Raw genomic sequence first — 15,143 nt, 5'->3', positions numbered from 1 at the left:
GAAGACCGTTGAAGTTGGCTCGGCGCGTGGCAAGTTAGTGTGGTAATCCCTGCCCCCATGATGGGAGCTAATACTCGCCATCCCGCCTTGGATGAAAGATGCCTGACTTCATCGACCTGAAATCCCGCGCCGTGCTCTCCATCTCCGGAGCGGACGCGCGCAAGTTCCTGCAGGGCCTCGTCTCCAACGACGTCGAGAAGGTGACGCCGGAGCGGGCGATCCATGCCGCCTTCCTGACGGCGCAGGGCAAGTATCTCTTCGATTTCTTCATTGCCGAGGTCGCGGGCGCGCTGCTGCTCGACTGCGAGGCCGCGCGGCTGGCCGACTTCCAGAAGCGCCTCCGGCTCTACAAGCTGCGCTCGAAGGTCGAGATCGCGGACGCATCCGAGCTTTATGCCGTGCTCGCGGTGACAGGCGACGGCGCGGCGGCCACGCTCGGGCTTGCTGGCGAGGCGGGCGCGGCGAGGGAGTTAGAGGGCGGCACGGTCTTCGTCGACCCGCGCCATGCCGGTCTTGGCGCGCGGGTGATCGTGGAAAAGGACAGGCGCGACGCGCTCCTTGCCGGGGCCGGACTTTCCGAAGGCACGCAGGAGGCTTACGACCGCGCTCGCATCCGCCTCGGCGTGCCGGACGGGACCCGCGACATGCAGGTCGAGAAGACCGTACTGCTGGAAGCCGGGTTCGACGAGCTGAACGGCGTCGACTGGCAGAAGGGCTGCTACATGGGCCAGGAACTGACCGCGCGGACCAAGTATCGCGGCCTGGTGAAGCGCCGCCTGATGCCGGTGAAGATCCTCGACGGCGAGATGCCGGCTCCGGGCACCCCGATCCTGCGCGACGACCGCGAGGTCGGCGAGATCCGCTCCGGCTCCGGTGACATGGCGCTCGCCATGCTCCGGCTGAACGTGCTGGAGGATCTGGAGCATGCCGTGCTCAGCGCGGGCGGCAGCACGGTGATGCCGGTGAAGCCGGACTGGGCGACGTTCTAAAATAAAGCCTGGTTTTCGGTGCAACCTAAACTCAGTCTTGGGACATGAGCAGCTTTTTGGCCTCCTCTAGACACCCTGGATAGCAAATTTGAGAGGTCGTGCAGGCCCGATCGCGCGTTGAATTGAGAATATCCAAAGGCGTTCGGCCGCTTTTGTCTCTTGCGGTTTTATCGACACCGGCGTCGATAAATCTCTTCATCACATCGATCATCGGGCTGTGGCGCTTCGGCGAACCAAAAGGGCGGCATTCATGGTTGATAGCCGGTATTATCCGGTGAATTGCATTCTGGCCATTTTCATAGATAAAAGTCGGATCAGCGCCATGATCCAATAGAAAGTTGATCATTTCTGTATTTGGCGACTTACCGAATCCAAAATCATACACATCGATCGCGTCCTGTAGATTTGTCTTTTTTGTCGGAGTCGGTAGGTTTGTTTGAAGCCCCCTGCCAATCAAATAATCAAGCATTGTTCTGTCTACGCAATCGTAGAGTGAAAATATTAAAGAATTTATGGTTGGGTGAATAATTTTGCCGGTAATTTTATCTTTGTGACCGTTTATATTTGCTCCATGTTCGAGCAGAAGGTCCAAAATTTCGTACGCTGAATTTCTCCATTCAGCGCAATGCTTCTGGTGGTCAGAATAACCAAAGCCGCGGGGTGTGAAATAACCCGGAGCCGAAGCAAAAATTCGGCCAATCGGGACCGAGGATGGCCACTTGGTTGATCCAAAATTCGGATCGGCCCCGTTTTCAAGCAGGAGCCGTACCGCCGCAGCATCGGCTCTTTCTGTTGCGAACATCAGCGCCGTCTCTCCGTTCGGTCCCAGGCCGACATCGACAAGCGGAATTTCATCCAGGAAGCTCTGTGTGATCGGCAGAGAATTCCCTCTCGCGCGCGCTTCGAACTCTTCGTTCAAGGTATCGAGCTGTTTCTGGACTTTTTGCAGTTCGCGATATTCGCCGGTCAGCGCGCCGGGCCATTCGTTACTGCCATCGTTGAAGACTTCGAGATTTCCTTGCGCGAACACGGTGCCGGCAAATAGCCAAGCACCCAGGAAAATCGCAATGAAATTTCCGATGGACCAATGAAGCATTCGGGTGACCGCCATTGCGCTAAAATTGAATCGTGCGAACAATATGCTCGTGTGGCTCTTCGAGGCCAAGCCATCGGTAACGCACATTACTGCCGGTGGAGCTGCTGCCCTCTCCCAATTCCCGGCCTTCCGGCACCATTGATATGCCGGCTCTTCGCTTGTGCGAAAGGATGGCGGCCCATACCCTGCCATTGTGTCCTATATCCATTCGCTGAAGCTCTATTCCGCCCGTCTGCCGGCCCCGGTCCGCGGCGTGCTGCTCATGGCCCTTGCCGCGGCTATGTTCGTCTGCATGCACGCCATCATCCGCGACCTCGGCAAGAACGAGGGACTGCACCCCTTCGAGATCGCCTTCTTCCGCAGCTTCCTAGGCCTGTTCGTTCTGGCCCCGCTGCTGATCCGCCAGCGCTTCCGGCCGCTCCACACCAACAATCTGAAGCTCCTGTTCCTGCGCGGCGCGGTGAATTCGGCGGCGATGCTGATGTTCTTCTACGGCCTCTCGGTCACGCCGCTGGCGGAGGCGACGGCGCTCGGCTTCACCGCGCCGCTCTTTGCCACGCTGCTGGCGATGCTGTTTCTCGGCGAGGTGGTGCGGCTCCGGCGCTGGGTCGCCATCCTGATCGGCTTCGCCGGAACGCTGGTGATCATCCGGCCGGGGATGGTGGATGTCGGTCTCGGGCCGCTTCTGATCCTCGCCGCGACCGTGGTCTGGTCCTTCGCGCTGATCATCATCAAGTTCCTGACCCGGACCGAATCGAGCGTCACCATCACGGTCTATGCCTCGATCTTCCTCTCGCCCTTCACGCTCGCCGCCGCCGCCTTCTTCTGGCGCTGGCCGACACCGGAGGAGGCGGGCTGGCTCTGCCTGATCGCGCTGCTCGGCACCGTCGCGCAGACGGCGATGAACCAGTCGCTGAAGCTGGCCGACGCCTCGGTCGTGCTGCCGGTCGATTTCAGCAAGCTGATCTGGGCCGCCTTCATCGGCTTCGTGATCTTTGAGGAGCTGCCGGACATTTACACCTGGATCGGCGGGGCGATGATCTTCGTCTCCACGACCTATATCGCGGTGCGCGAATCCCGGCTGAAGAAGCAGGCGGCAAAAGCTGCGGCATAAAGCGCGGCCCGGTTGACCCGGAGCCGCTTCCCGCGCATAAGCAGCCCGAATTCCGTAACTCCACTTTCAGAACGGGTCCCGAAAGATGGCTGCCGATCTCGTCCGCGTTTCCCGCGCCCTCATCTCCGTTTCCGACAAGACCGGGCTCGTCGAGCTCGGCAAGGCGCTCGCCGCGCACGGCGTCGAGATCCTCTCGACCGGCGGCACCGCGAAGGCGCTGGCCGCCGCCGGCGTGCCGGTCAAGGAGGTCGCGGACCATACCGGTTTCCCCGAGATCATGGACGGACGGGTGAAGACCCTGCACCCGGCGATCCATGGCGGCCTGCTGGCGCTGCGCGACAATGAAGAGCACGTCGCGGCGATGGAAAAGCATCAGATCGCCCCGATCGACCTTCTGGTCGTGAACCTCTACCCGTTCGAGAGCACGCTCGCCTCCGGCGCCGGCTACGACGAGTGCGTCGAGAATATCGATATCGGCGGCCCGGCGATGATCCGCGCGGCCTCCAAGAACCACGGCCATGTCGCGACCGTGGTCGACCCCGAGGACTATGCCGAGCTGATCGACGAGCTCGACGCCAACAAGGGCGCGACGAGCTACGAACTCCGCCGCAAGCTGGCCTCCATCGCCTATGCCCGCACGGCGGCCTATGACAGCGCCATCTCCACCTGGCTGGCGAACGAGATCGGCGACAAATACCCGCGCCGCATCACCTTCTCCGGCTCAGCCCCGCAGATCATGCGCTACGGCGAGAACCCGCATCAGTCCGCCGCCTATTACAGCAGCGGCGATCCGCGCCCCGGCGTCGGCAATGCCGAGCAGATCCAGGGCAAGGAGCTGAGCTTCAACAATCTGAACGACACCGACGCCGCCTTCGAGCTGGTCGCCGAGTTCGACGAGAAGCCGGCCATCGCCATCATCAAGCACGCCAACCCCTGCGGCGTCGCCGTGGCGGACGATCTGGTGACCGCCTACAAGCGCGCCTTCGCCTGCGACACGGTCAGCGCCTTCGGCGGCATCATCGCCGCCAACCGCAAGCTCGACGGCGCGACGGCGGAGGAGATCTCGAAGATCTTCACCGAGGTCATCATCGCGCCGGAGGCGGACGAGGACGCGCGACGTGTGCTCGCCGCGAAGAAGAACCTCCGCCTGCTGCTGACCCACGGCATGCCGGACCCGTCGGCCGCCGCCCGCACCGTGCGCAATGTCGCCGGCGGTTATCTGGTGCAGGACAAGGACAATGGCCGCGTCACGGCTGGCGACCTCAAGGTCGTCACCAGGCGCCAGCCGACCGAGCAGGAACTGGCCGACATGCTGATGGCCTTCCGGGTCTGCAAGCACGTGAAATCGAACGCGATCATCTATGTGAAGGACGGCGCCACCGTCGGCATCGGCGCCGGGCAGATGAGCCGGGTCGACAGCGCCCGCATCGCCGCCTCCAAGTCCCGCGACATGGCGGAGGCCGCCGGCGCCAGCCAGCCGGGCACGATCGGTTCCGTCGTCGCCTCCGACGCCTTCTTCCCCTTCGCCGACGGCCTGCTCTCGGCGGCCGAGGCAGGCGCCACCGCGGTGATCCAGCCGGGCGGCTCCATGCGCGACGACGAGGTGATCGCCGCGGCCGACGAGAAGGGCCTCGCGATGGTCATGACGGGGATGCGTCACTTCCGGCATTGAGGCCGGGCAGTCTCAATGAAGGATATCTTCGGATCTATCGTTTGGCGAGCCGCAGAGCATTCAGTTGATCAGTCGCGATTACGACGCGTGAGCTGCGTGAAGTTTGAGAATGGCTTTTTGAGGTTGAGGCGATAACTAGCTGATTTTTCGGTCTGGTTTGATTAACCTTGATAAGTGGAATTTTGTATTAAGCGCTGAGATGTAGCTGTCTGTGAATCAAAGATGCGAGACGGCGGGGTGAGCATGAAAAGCGGGAATTCTGTTTTAAAAAATACTTTAAGCGGATCATCTAAGGATCCGTATTTAAGAATGCTTAGAAAATCTTTCCCAGAGTTGAACTTCGGTAGTTCCAGTAGGAGGCGATTTTACGAAGTTAAGGTAATACAAAATTGTCAAATAATAGATGAAAAATGCCGATTTCATTCAGGTGTTCTGAGGAATATTTTGGAATATTGGAGGGATTTTTCCGATGATGTGCGGTATGTCGTATTATTTTATTTAAATTCCAATCATAGAGGGAGGATTGAAAGACATTATATGCATTCCCCGAGGGATAAATGGGAGGAGATGATTAAAGTCTCCCTTCAAGGAGTATTTCCAGAGGTTGATACTGATGTCGTAAATTTTATTTCTTCTTTTCCCCCATATAATAGCAATAAAAGTACCGAGAAATTCTATAAAATCATTGATGATCGCGCAAAGAATTTGGATGAGAATCCGAAAATCACGGATTACCAAATTGAAATTGATGAGATTGATGGAAATCTTTCTGAAATTCTCCATTCAATGCAGGTAATCTATCATGACCTTGCTCGAATTAAAAGCGGACAGGTTAGTGTTTCAAAAGAAGAGCCTAGCAATGCGATTGAATTGAAGCGGAATGATTTTTCAGAGAATAGAAATGATTCAATTGATAATAAAAAAGATTTCTTATCAATTAATGTCCCTGAAGATTTCTATAAGAGAAAAGAAAAAATTTTAGATGATATAAATGTGACGCTAGACACGGCACGAGTTGCGTTGTCAGCGATTCGCGATATAAACCCAAATGACCCAAAACAAAGAGATTTAATAGACAACATTGAGGTTTTCTATGTTAAATTGCAAAATTTGAAAAATTCAATTTATGCAATAAGTGAAAAATCAGATAAAAATTACATCGATTCAACCTCTGGCGAAATAAAAGAAATTAGAGATTTTTTCTTTGAGAAAGTATTGAATCCTATGTCGGAGTTAAGTCTTAAGTCCGCGACTGCATATATGTGTTTTGCTGTTGCGACGGCCGGCGTGGAAATGTTTGCCGGCGTTGGAGTCGCGCTTCCTTATCCGGTTGCTCTCGGCGTTTCTGGTGGAACTATTGTGGGGATCAAATTCGGAAACGCAGTTATGAGTTGGGTGAAGAAAATAATTTGAAATCTAGTGAGTTACTTTTTTGGGTTTTGTTTCTCACACATGCCTCAGCGCATGTTTCGCGATCTTCGCCATCACCGACGGCAGACCTGCATCCCCGACCTTCTCGACCGGATGCCAGAAACAGTCCGCCGGTTTCGAGCCCGTGGCGCGGCCGCGATAGACTTCCAGTTCCAGATGGAAATGCGTGAAGGTGTGGCGGACCATGCCCGGCAGCTTCACCCATTCGGTCCGAACCGGCGCCTGGGCGAGGGCGCGGTTCAGCGGCTGCTCCTCTTCCTTCCACTCGCATGACGGGATCTCGACCATGCCGCCCAGGAGCCCGCTTGGCGGGCGGCGGCGGAGCAGGATCTCCCCGCGGCCGTTCGTGATCCAGAAGGCGACGCCCTTGCGGGTCGGCTTCGGCGCCTTCTTTTTCTTCTTCGGCAGTTCCTCCGCTATGCCGGCAATCCGGCCCTCGCAGGCGTGGTTCCAGGGGCAGGTCAGGCATTTCGGCTTGCGCGGTGTGCAGATCGTGGCGCCGAGATCCATCACCGCCTGGGCATAGTCGCCGGGCCTATGGTCGGGCGTGAGGGCGGCGGAGAGCGCCTTCAGTTCCGGCTTGGCGTCCGGCAGCGGGGTCTCGACGGCGTGCATCCTCGCCATGACCCGCTCGAAATTGCCGTCGACCGGGGTCGCGGGGAGGTCGAAGGCGATGGCGGCGATGGCGGCGGCGGTATAGGGGCCGACGCCCGGCAGTGCAAGCAGGCCCTCCTCGGTCTCGGGGAAACGCCCCTTATGCGCGTCGCGCACCACGGTGGCGCATTTGTGCAGGTTGCGGGCGCGGGCGTAGTAGCCGAGCCCGGCCCATTCGGCGAGCACGTCCTCGATCGGCGCGTCGGCCAGCGCGGTGACGTTCGGCCAGCGGGTGAGGAAGCGGGTGAAATAGGGGCCGACGGCAGCGACCGTGGTCTGCTGCAGCATGATTTCGCTCAGCCAGACATGGTACGGGTCCGCCGTCCCGCCCGGCGCGCTGCGCCAGGGCAGGCGGCGGTGGTGGCGGTCGTACCAGTCGAGCAGCAGGGCGGGCAGGGACGCGGGCGCGGACACTTCAGCGAATTTCCATTGGGTCTTTGGCCGGAGCCCTTACATTAGGGCAGGAGGGAAAGGCGGCAATGGCTGACGACGGCACCAAGGAGCAAACGGCGCGCGCAAGGCGCCATTACAGCGGCCTGACGCGGGTCGCCGCCGCCGCGCCGGGACTCGGCGACAAGGCGATGCGGCGGCGCGGCTTCACCGAATCGCGCATCGTCAGCGACTGGCCCGCCATCGTTGGCGAGGTGCTGGCGCTCGATACCGCACCGGAAAAGCTAGCCTTCGCCCGCGGATCGACCGGCGGCGGCACCCTGCATCTGCGGGTCGCGGGCGCGGCGGCGCTCGAGGTGCAGCACCAGATCCCGCAGATCATCGAACGCATCAATACCGTCTTCGGGTACAGCGCCATCGCGCGAATCGCGTTGAAGCAAGGCCCGTTGCCGAAGCGCCGGGAGAGCACGCGGCCGAAGCTGCGGCCGCTCGCCCCGCAGGAGGAAAGCCGGATCCACGAGAGCGTTTCCGGGGTCGGGCGCAGCGATCTCCGGCAGGCGCTGGAGGATCTCGGAAAGGCCGTCGCCGCCCGCTCCAAGGCGAAAAGCGCTGACGGCGACGTGAAAAAACGGACCAATTCCTGACATGATTGCTCAGCAGAGTGTCCGGCGTGGCGGCCGGAAGCCGCGTTTTCAGGTGGTTGCGGGCGGGGAAAAGCCGCACTAGAATTTCAACATCTTGTAACAGGAGGCAATAAGTGCGCCGTAGAACACTAAATCTTGTGTTGGGTCTGGGCCTGATCGCGCCCGTGGCGGGAATGCTGCCGCTGCCGGCGCTGGCCGAGGGCGTGGACATGGAGAAGGCGACCGCGCCCCGGATTCTCGGCAATCCGGACGCAAAGCTGCTGATCACCGAATATTTCTCCATGACCTGCCCGCACTGCGCGCGCTTCCATACCGAGGTTCTGCCGAAGCTGAAGGAAGCCTATATCGACACCGGCAAGATCCGGTTCGAATTCAAGGACTTCCCGCTCGACCAGTGGGCGCTCCGGGCCTCCGCCATGGCGCGCTGCCTCGAAGGCAAACGCTACTTCGCGATGGTCGAAATCCTGATGAAGAAGCAGGAGGCCTGGTCTCGGGCGAACGATCCCTATGGCGCTCTGGTCAAGCTCGGCAAGCTTGCCGGCCTCTCGGAGAAGCAGGTCGAGGACTGCATGAACGACGAGAAGCTGATCGATTACATCCTGAACGAGCGCCTGACGGCGAGCCGGGACCTCGGCATCACCGCGACACCCTCCTTCATGATGAATGGACGCAAGCTCGACAGTGTGTTCACCTTCGAGTCCTTCGAGGAGGCGATCTCGGCCGCGCTCTGAGGCACGGCGCGGGACCGGCATTGAGGAGCGTCTAACGGGTGCATCTCTCCAAACTCCGTCTTTCGGGCTTCAAGTCCTTCGTCGATCCGACCGAGCTCGTGATCGAGGAAGGCATGACCGGGGTTGTCGGGCCGAACGGCTGCGGCAAGTCGAATCTGGTCGAGGCCCTCAGATGGGTGATGGGAGAGACCTCCGCCAAGCAGATGCGCGGCGGAGAGATGGACGACGTCATCTTCGGAGGCACCTCCAACCGGCCGGCCCGCAACCTCGCCGAGGTCGCGCTCCTGGTGAACAACGAGGACCGCACAGCCCCGGCGGCGCTGAACGATTCGCCCGAACTCGAGGTGATCCGCCGGATCGAGCGCAGCAAGGGTTCGGCCTACCGGGTCAACGGCCGCGAGGTCCGGGCCCGCGACGTGCAGCTCCTCTTCGCCGATGCCGGTACCGGCGCCCGATCCGCCGGTCTGGTCAGCCAGGGCCGGATCGGCGCCATCATCAACGCCAAGCCGTCCGAACGGCGCATTCTTCTGGAAGAGGCCGCCAATATCCGCGGTCTCTATACAAGGCGGCGCGAGGCCGAGATCCGGCTCCGGGCGGCGGAAACCAATCTCGAACGGCTGGAGGACGTGCTGAAGGCGCTGGAGGGCCAGCTCCACGGCCTCCGCCAGCAGGCCAAGCAGGCGCAACGCTACCGCACCGTCGCCGAGCAGATCCGCTCCGCCGAATCGGTCCTGCTGCACCGCCGCTGGGAAGCGACCAAGGAGGAGCGGGCCGCCGCCGGCAAGGTACTGGCCGAGGCCTCGGACGCGGTTGCTGCGGCGACGCAGAAGGCGGCCGAGGCGAGTACGGTGCAGACCGAGACCGCGGCGACGCTGCCGTCGCTCCGCGAGGCCGAGGCGGCGGCTGCTGCGGAACTGCAGCGCCTGACCCTGGCGCGGGCCGAACTCGACAACGAGGAGCGCCGGATCGTCACGGCGAAGAGCGAGGCCGAGACCCGTCTCCGCCAGATCGCCGCCGACCTCGAGCGCGAACTCTCGCTGTCGGTGGACGCGGCCGAGGCGCTGGAGCGGTTGCAGGTCGAACATGAAGAGATCGCCGCCGCCCGTGAGGGCGAGGCCGAGGCGCAGGCGGAGGCGAGCGCAGCACTTGCCGAGATCAACCGGGCCGCCGACGCGCTGGAGACCCGGCTCTCCGAGATGACCGAACATATCGCGACCACCGAAGCGCGGCGGGCCAGCCTGCAGCGCCAGGCGCGGATGGCGCGCGAGCAGGTCGAGCGGCTGACCCGGCAGATCGAGAAGCTGGAGGAGGACCGCCAGCGGCTGAAGGACTCGGCGGCGGGACCCGGCGAGGTCGAGGCGGCGGAAAAGGCCGTCACCGATTCGGAAGCGGCGCTGGAAGCCGCCCGCGAGGCCTCCGAGACCTCGGAAACCGCGCGTAACGAGGCGTCCGAGGCGGAAAGTACCGCCCGCGCGGCCCTGCAGGAGGTCGAGTCGGGGCTGGCACGGCTGACCGCCGAAGCCTCGGCGCTGGAACAGATCCTCGCCGGCGACGGAGAGGAGGGCGATGCCGCCCCGATCCTCGATGCTCTTTCGGCGGAGCCCGGCTACGAGACCGCGCTCGGCGCGGCGCTCGGCGACGACCTGACCGCGCCGCTGGTCGAGGGCGAGGCGACCCAGAAACGCTACTGGAGCGGGGTTTCCGGCACGCCGTCCGGCGCCGCGCTGCCCGACAGCGTCGAGCCGCTCGCCGCCCGCATCAAGGCGCCGGCCGCTCTCTCGCGCCGGCTCGCGGCGACCGGCGTGGTCGAGGATTTCGAGACCGCGCGGAAGCTGCAGCCGGCCCTGAAGGACGGCCAGCGTCTGGTCAGCCGCGACGGCGGGCTCTGCCGCTGGGACGGGTTCGTCACCGCGCCCGGCGCGCCGAGCAGCGCCGCCGTGCGTCTGCAGCAGCGCAACCGGCTGGCGGCGCTGAAGAACGAGATCGGCGGGGTCGAGACGACCCGCGCGGCGGCGGCGGAGAAACTCGAGGCGGCGCGCGTCTCCCAACGCGAGGCTGTCGAAGCCGAGAAGGCGGCGCGCGAGGCGATGCGGACCGCGCTTCAGGAGAACGAGACGGCCCGCACCCGGCGGGCAAAGCTGGCGGCGCTGCTGGCCGAAATCGACTCCAAGCTCTCCGCGCTCGACGATACGAAGGTCAGGTATGAGGGCGAGATCGAGGAGGCGGAGCGGCAGCGGACGCAGGCGGAGGCGGCAGAGGTCGAGCTCGACGATGTCGCCAGGCTCCGGGCCGAGAGCGCCGGCTACCGCCAGGAACTCGCCGACAAGCGCAATGCGCTGGCCGAAGCCCGCAGCGCGCATGACAGGCTGATGCGCGAGGCCGAGGCCCGCCGCACCCGCCTCTCCGCCATCGAGGGCGAGATCAAGAGTTGGTCCGACCGCAACGAGCGGGCGGCGGCGCGCAAGGAGGAACTGACCGAGCGCCAGGTCGCCGAGACAACCGAGATAGAGCGGCTGGACGCGCGCCCGGCGGAGATCGAGAAGCAGCGCAACACCCTGATTTCTTCCATTTCCGCCTCCGAGACCAAGCGAAAGACTGCGGCCGACGTGCTGGCGGAGGCCGAAGCGCGGCAGCGCGCGGCAGACGAGACGGCGCGGCAGGCGGACCGCGAACTGGCCGAGGCCCGCGAGGCGCATATCCGCGCCGAAGGCGTGCTGGAGCAGGTCAATCAGGCCATCGCCGCCCTGCGCGAACGGATCCTCGAGCGGCTCGAATGCCGCCCGGACGAGATCCTAGAGAAAGCCGGGATCGATCCGGAAGCGCCGCTGCCGGATGCCGAGGAGGTCAGTCGGCGGCTCGAGCGCCTGACTCAGGAGCGCGAGCGCATCGGCGCCGTCAACCTGCGGGCCGAGCAGGAGGTTGCGGAGCTGGAGGAGAGAATCGCCGGCATGGAGAGCGAGCGCGACGACCTGATCCAGGCCATCGCCCGGCTGCGCGGCGCAATCCAGACCCTGAATCGCGAAGGCCGCCAGCGCCTGCTCGAATCATTCGATCGGGTGAATGCCCATTTCCAGGATCTCTTCACCCGGCTCTTCGGTGGCGGGCAGGCGCATCTGAAGATGGTCGAGGACGACGATCCGCTTGATGCAGGCCTCGAGATCATGGCGAGCCCGCCGGGCAAGAAGATGCAGGTCATGTCGCTGCTCTCCGGCGGCGAGCAGGCACTGACCGCGGTGGCGCTGGTCTTCGCCGCCTTCCTGACCAACCCCTCGCCGATCTGCGTGCTCGACGAGGTCGACGCGCCGCTCGACGACACCAACGTCGACCGCTTCTGCACCCTCTTGCAGGAAATCAGCAAGCAGACGGGTACGCGTTTCCTGGTCATTACCCACCATCGTCTGACCATGGCCCGCATGGACCGGCTGTTCGGCGTGACCATGGCGGAACGGGGCGTCAGCCAGCTGGTTTCCGTCGATTTGGCGGGCGCGGTCGAGCTCCGAGACGCGAGTTAGCCGGTGGCGGTCTGCCGCACCTTCTTTAAAATCTATTGAAATCAATTAGTTGTAGGCTTTTTCGCGCTGCGGCTTCCGCCTTGACAGGGGGAGGGTGCCTCCGTATGTTTGCGGCGCTTTTGCGGGTCAGGCCTGCGGAAGCGGGGTACTTCACCGGCTTCGGCCGTTCGGGATCGCTCCATGACAGGTGAAAAACCTAGCGATCCTCCCTCGCTGGACGATCTGGATGCCAGATTGCGCCGGGCCCGGGGAGAGGATCAGGGAGAGAGCGGGCCGAAGGGAACGCGTGGTTCGGTCGCCACCGAAGGTCTCGGCATGGCGATGCGGATCGGCGTCGAACTGGTTGCCGGCGTCGGCGTCGGGGCCGGTATCGGGTACCTCTTGGACAGTTGGCTTGGGACCGCTCCCTGGCTGCTCATACTGTTCTTCTTCCTGGGCGCTGCCGGCGGCATGATGAATGTCTACCGCGCCGCGACGGGAGAGGGGTTGCAGGTGGGATACAAGCGGTCCTCGACGAACAAACGGTCTGACGGACAGGCCGGGGACGAGTAAGGGGAACGAGGCGTGGCATCACCGGTCGCACAGTTTGAGCTGAAAACGCTGATCCCGATCGAGGTCGGCGGTGTCGATCTCTCCTTCACCAATTCCGCCGCCTGGATGGTTCTGGCGATCGCTGGCGTGACCGCGTTCCTGACGCTGTCCATGAGCGGACGCCGCCTGGTTCCGGGCCGCTGGCAGCTGATGGCCGAGCTCTCCTACGAGTTCATCGCCAATATGGTGAAGGACAATGTCGGCAGCGAGGGACGCAAGTACTTCCCCTTCGTGTTCTCCCTCTTCATGTTCATCCTGGCCTGCAACCTCTTCGGCATGCTGCCCTACAGCTACACGCCGACGAGCCAGATCATCGTCACTTTCGCCATGGCCTTCGTGGTCTTCATCGGCGTGACGATCATCGCGCTCGCGCGCCACGGCCTGCACTTCTTCACCTTCTTCTTCCCGTCCGGCGCGCCCGTCTACATGGCGCCGCTGTTGATCCCGATCGAGGTGATTTCCTACTTCGTGCGTCCGGTCAGCCTCTCCGTTCGTCTCTTCGCGAACATGATGGCCGGCCACACCATGCTGAAGGTGTTCGGCGGCTTCGTCATCGCCCTCGGCGTGTTTGGGGTTGCACCCCTTGCCCTGATTGTGGCACTGACCGCCTTCGAAATCCTGGTGGCGGTGCTTCAGGCATACGTTTTCACCATTCTCACCTGCCTCTACCTGCACGATGCGATCCATCTGCACTGAGGCCTGAGACGAACTGAACGCGGGCCGGGTGACCGGCCCGTTTTGTGAACTACGTGATCCAAAGGAAGGACTAGATCATGGACGTTGAAGCCGCGAAGATGATTGGCGCCGGTATCGCTGTTATCGCCCTCATGGGTGTCGGCGTTGGTATCGGAAACATCTTTTCCACGCTCGTTGCCTCCATCGCCCGCAACCCGGCGGCCCGCGGTGAAGTCTTCGGCATCGGCATCCTGGGCTTTGCCCTGACGGAAGCCGTCGCGCTGTTCGCGCTGCTGATCGCGTTCCTCATCCTGTTCTCCTAAGACCGGTTTTCCGGGAGCCGGCTCCGGCCGGCTTCCGCGGTTTCAAGTGAGTACTGGAACGGAATTGGACGGCGGCATGACACGCTATCTCAAGAACTCGGCTGCGTTCGGGATCACCGGAGCGCTCGCTCTGGCGACCGAAGGTGCGCTGGCTGCCAGCGATCATGGTGGCGGCGGGACTCTGCCGCAGCTCGATATCGGTACGTTCCCGACACAGGTCTTCTGGCTCTTCGTCACGTTCATCGTGCTCTACATCGCGATGACGAAGATCGCGATCCCGCGTATCGAGTACGTGCTTGAAGAACGGCACAGCAAGCTCGCGGAAGATCTCGACAAGGCCGGCAAGCTGAAGGCGGACGCCGAAGAGGTTCAGGCCAATTACGAGAAGGCGCTGGCCGATGCCCGCGGCTCGGCCCATGAACTGGTCGGCGCGGCCAAGGAAGAAGCTTCCAAGGCGAATGCCAAGGCCGAGGCCGAGGCGGATGCCGCCGCCGTGAAGAAGGTCAAGGAAGCCGAGGCAACGATCGAGGCCGCGCGCACCGAGGCTCTCTCCAACGTCAAGGACGTGGTGAGCGAGGTTGCCGGTGAAGCGGTGCAGAAGCTGATCGGTGTCAAGGTTACCAAGACCGAGCTCAACAAGGCCGTGGCCGCAGCGATGGAGGCAAAATAATGCTCCAGGATCCGACTTTCTGGGTCGCGATTGCCTTCGTCATCTTCGTCGTCGTGGCGATCAAGCCGGTGGTCTCGAAGATCGGCGGCATGCTGGACGAGAAATCCGCTGCCATCGCGGCTCAGCTGCAGGAAGCCGAGTCTCTGCGCGAAGACGCCCAGGCGGCTCTCGCCAACTACCAGCGCCTGCAGCGTGACGCCCTCAAGGAAGCCGAGGAGATCGTCTCCCACGCCAAGGAAGAGGCCGCCCGCATCCGCAAGGACGCGAAGGAGCACCTCGCCGAGACCCTGAAGCGCCGGGAAGAACAGGCGGCCGAGAAGATCGCTCGCGCCGAGGCCCAGGCCCTGCAGGATGTGCGCAATCAGGCGGTCGAGCTTGCCATGGCGGCGACCGGCAAGCTGCTTGCGGACAAGGTGACCCCCGAGGTCAATGCCAAGATCCTGAAAAGCGCTGTGGACGAGCTTCCGGGCCGTCTCCAGTAAACCACTCGAACGAGTCACGAAAGAGCCCCGCTTCGGCGGGGCTTTTTTATGCGCAGTACCTGTAAATCTTTATCTGTATTGCCGGTTTTCTCCACAAAAGAGTCATTTGTATAGCTGGCCTGCCGCTTCTAAATCGAGCCGAAGCAACCCGGCGCGCCGCATCGTTCGA

14 protein-coding genes are annotated in these 15,143 nt (G+C 62.3%); 12 read left to right on the top strand and 2 right to left on the bottom strand.

Annotated elements, in window-relative coordinates; genetic code table 11:
- The first annotated feature begins 98 nt into the window (after positions 1–98).
- Positions 99–989, top strand: coding sequence for a CAF17-like 4Fe-4S cluster assembly/insertion protein YgfZ (gene ygfZ, locus IG122_RS11350; RefSeq protein ID WP_193183559.1), 891 nt, complete (start codon positions 99–101; stop codon positions 987–989).
- A gap of 31 nt (positions 990–1,020) precedes the next feature.
- Here the strand turns inward: ygfZ and IG122_RS11345 are convergent, their stop codons facing one another.
- Positions 1,021–2,085 (bottom strand): ankyrin repeat domain-containing protein, encoded by a 1,065-nt coding sequence (locus IG122_RS11345; protein ID WP_193183558.1) that lies wholly within the window; start codon positions 2,083–2,085, stop codon positions 1,021–1,023.
- Positions 2,086–2,278: 193 nt separating this feature from the next.
- Here IG122_RS11345 and IG122_RS11340 point away from each other — a divergent pair, with 193 nt between their 5' ends.
- From IG122_RS11340 to IG122_RS11330, 3 genes are all read left to right on the top strand, one after another.
- On the top strand, positions 2,279–3,199 hold the full coding sequence (locus tag IG122_RS11340; RefSeq protein ID WP_319024866.1) for a DMT family transporter: 921 nt from the start codon (positions 2,279–2,281) through the stop codon (positions 3,197–3,199).
- A gap of 85 nt (positions 3,200–3,284) precedes the next feature.
- Positions 3,285–4,871 (top strand): bifunctional phosphoribosylaminoimidazolecarboxamide formyltransferase/IMP cyclohydrolase, encoded by a 1,587-nt coding sequence (gene purH, locus IG122_RS11335; RefSeq protein ID WP_193183556.1) that lies wholly within the window; start codon positions 3,285–3,287, stop codon positions 4,869–4,871.
- Positions 4,872–5,108: 237 nt separating this feature from the next.
- Entirely contained in the window at positions 5,109–6,284 is a 1,176-nt protein-coding gene (locus IG122_RS11330) for a hypothetical protein (RefSeq protein WP_193183554.1), read from the top strand.
- 33 nt (positions 6,285–6,317) lie between these two features.
- On the opposite strand, the gene mutY is transcribed toward IG122_RS11330, so the two are convergent.
- Positions 6,318–7,370, bottom strand: coding sequence for an A/G-specific adenine glycosylase (gene mutY / locus IG122_RS11325; protein WP_193183552.1), 1,053 nt, complete (start codon positions 7,368–7,370; stop codon positions 6,318–6,320).
- Positions 7,371–7,435: 65 nt separating this feature from the next.
- Between mutY and IG122_RS11320 the strand changes: the two genes are divergently transcribed.
- The 8 genes from IG122_RS11320 to IG122_RS11285 all read left to right on the top strand — a co-directional run bounded on the left by IG122_RS11320 (position 7,436) and on the right by IG122_RS11285 (position 14,974).
- Complete coding sequence (locus IG122_RS11320; RefSeq protein ID WP_193183550.1) at positions 7,436–7,990, top strand: DUF721 domain-containing protein; 555 nt, start codon at positions 7,436–7,438, stop codon at positions 7,988–7,990.
- Between the two features lie 113 nt (positions 7,991–8,103).
- Positions 8,104–8,721: a DsbA family protein gene (locus tag IG122_RS11315; protein ID WP_193183548.1), complete on the top strand. Its 618-nt coding sequence runs from the start codon at positions 8,104–8,106 to the stop codon at positions 8,719–8,721.
- Between the two features lie 38 nt (positions 8,722–8,759).
- The gene (gene smc / locus IG122_RS11310) at positions 8,760–12,233 is read left to right on the top strand and encodes a chromosome segregation protein SMC (protein ID WP_193183547.1); all 3,474 of its coding nucleotides are present in this window, start codon (positions 8,760–8,762) and stop codon (positions 12,231–12,233) included.
- Between the two features lie 180 nt (positions 12,234–12,413).
- Positions 12,414–12,785 carry an AtpZ/AtpI family protein gene (locus tag IG122_RS11305; RefSeq protein WP_193183544.1) on the top strand — a complete coding sequence of 124 codons (372 nt, stop codon included), beginning with the start codon at positions 12,414–12,416 and terminating at the stop codon, positions 12,783–12,785.
- A gap of 12 nt (positions 12,786–12,797) precedes the next feature.
- A complete protein-coding gene (locus IG122_RS11300; protein WP_193183542.1) occupies positions 12,798–13,520 on the top strand; it encodes a F0F1 ATP synthase subunit A in 723 nt (240 codons plus the stop codon).
- Positions 13,521–13,597: 77 nt separating this feature from the next.
- Positions 13,598–13,822, top strand: a complete 225-nt coding sequence (locus IG122_RS11295) for an ATP synthase subunit C family protein (protein WP_193183540.1) — start codon at positions 13,598–13,600, stop codon at positions 13,820–13,822.
- 76 nt (positions 13,823–13,898) lie between these two features.
- Complete coding sequence (locus IG122_RS11290) at positions 13,899–14,492, top strand: F0F1 ATP synthase subunit B family protein (RefSeq protein ID WP_226893506.1); 594 nt, start codon at positions 13,899–13,901, stop codon at positions 14,490–14,492.
- Positions 14,492–14,974: a F0F1 ATP synthase subunit B family protein gene (locus IG122_RS11285; protein WP_193183538.1), complete on the top strand. Its 483-nt coding sequence runs from the start codon at positions 14,492–14,494 to the stop codon at positions 14,972–14,974. Before IG122_RS11290 ends, IG122_RS11285 begins: the two co-directional genes overlap by 1 nt.
- Positions 14,975–15,143 lie beyond the last annotated feature (169 nt).

It is taken from the genome of Nisaea sediminum, from assembly GCF_014904705.1.
In the GTDB taxonomy this organism is placed as follows: Bacteria; Pseudomonadota; Alphaproteobacteria; order Thalassobaculales; family Thalassobaculaceae; genus Nisaea; species Nisaea sediminum.
The sequence above is the reverse complement of the archived record's forward strand: the minus strand, read 5'-3'. Positions and strand labels throughout refer to the sequence as shown.

Excerpts from the sequence above, each read along its gene's own strand:
- ygfZ (WP_193183559.1), top strand. The coding sequence starts at position 99 with ATGCCTGACTTCATCGACCTGAAATCCCGCGCCGTGCTCTCCATCTCC.
- IG122_RS11345 (WP_193183558.1), bottom strand. The coding sequence starts at position 2,085 with ATGCTTCATTGGTCCATCGGAAATTTCATTGCGATTTTCCTGGGTGCT.
- purH (WP_193183556.1), top strand. The coding sequence starts at position 3,285 with ATGGCTGCCGATCTCGTCCGCGTTTCCCGCGCCCTCATCTCCGTTTCC.
- IG122_RS11320 (WP_193183550.1), top strand. The coding sequence starts at position 7,436 with ATGGCTGACGACGGCACCAAGGAGCAAACGGCGCGCGCAAGGCGCCAT.
- IG122_RS11305 (WP_193183544.1), top strand. The coding sequence starts at position 12,414 with ATGACAGGTGAAAAACCTAGCGATCCTCCCTCGCTGGACGATCTGGAT.
- IG122_RS11295 (WP_193183540.1), top strand. The coding sequence starts at position 13,598 with ATGGACGTTGAAGCCGCGAAGATGATTGGCGCCGGTATCGCTGTTATC.
- IG122_RS11290 (WP_226893506.1), top strand. The coding sequence starts at position 13,899 with ATGACACGCTATCTCAAGAACTCGGCTGCGTTCGGGATCACCGGAGCG.
- IG122_RS11285 (WP_193183538.1), top strand. The coding sequence starts at position 14,492 with ATGCTCCAGGATCCGACTTTCTGGGTCGCGATTGCCTTCGTCATCTTC.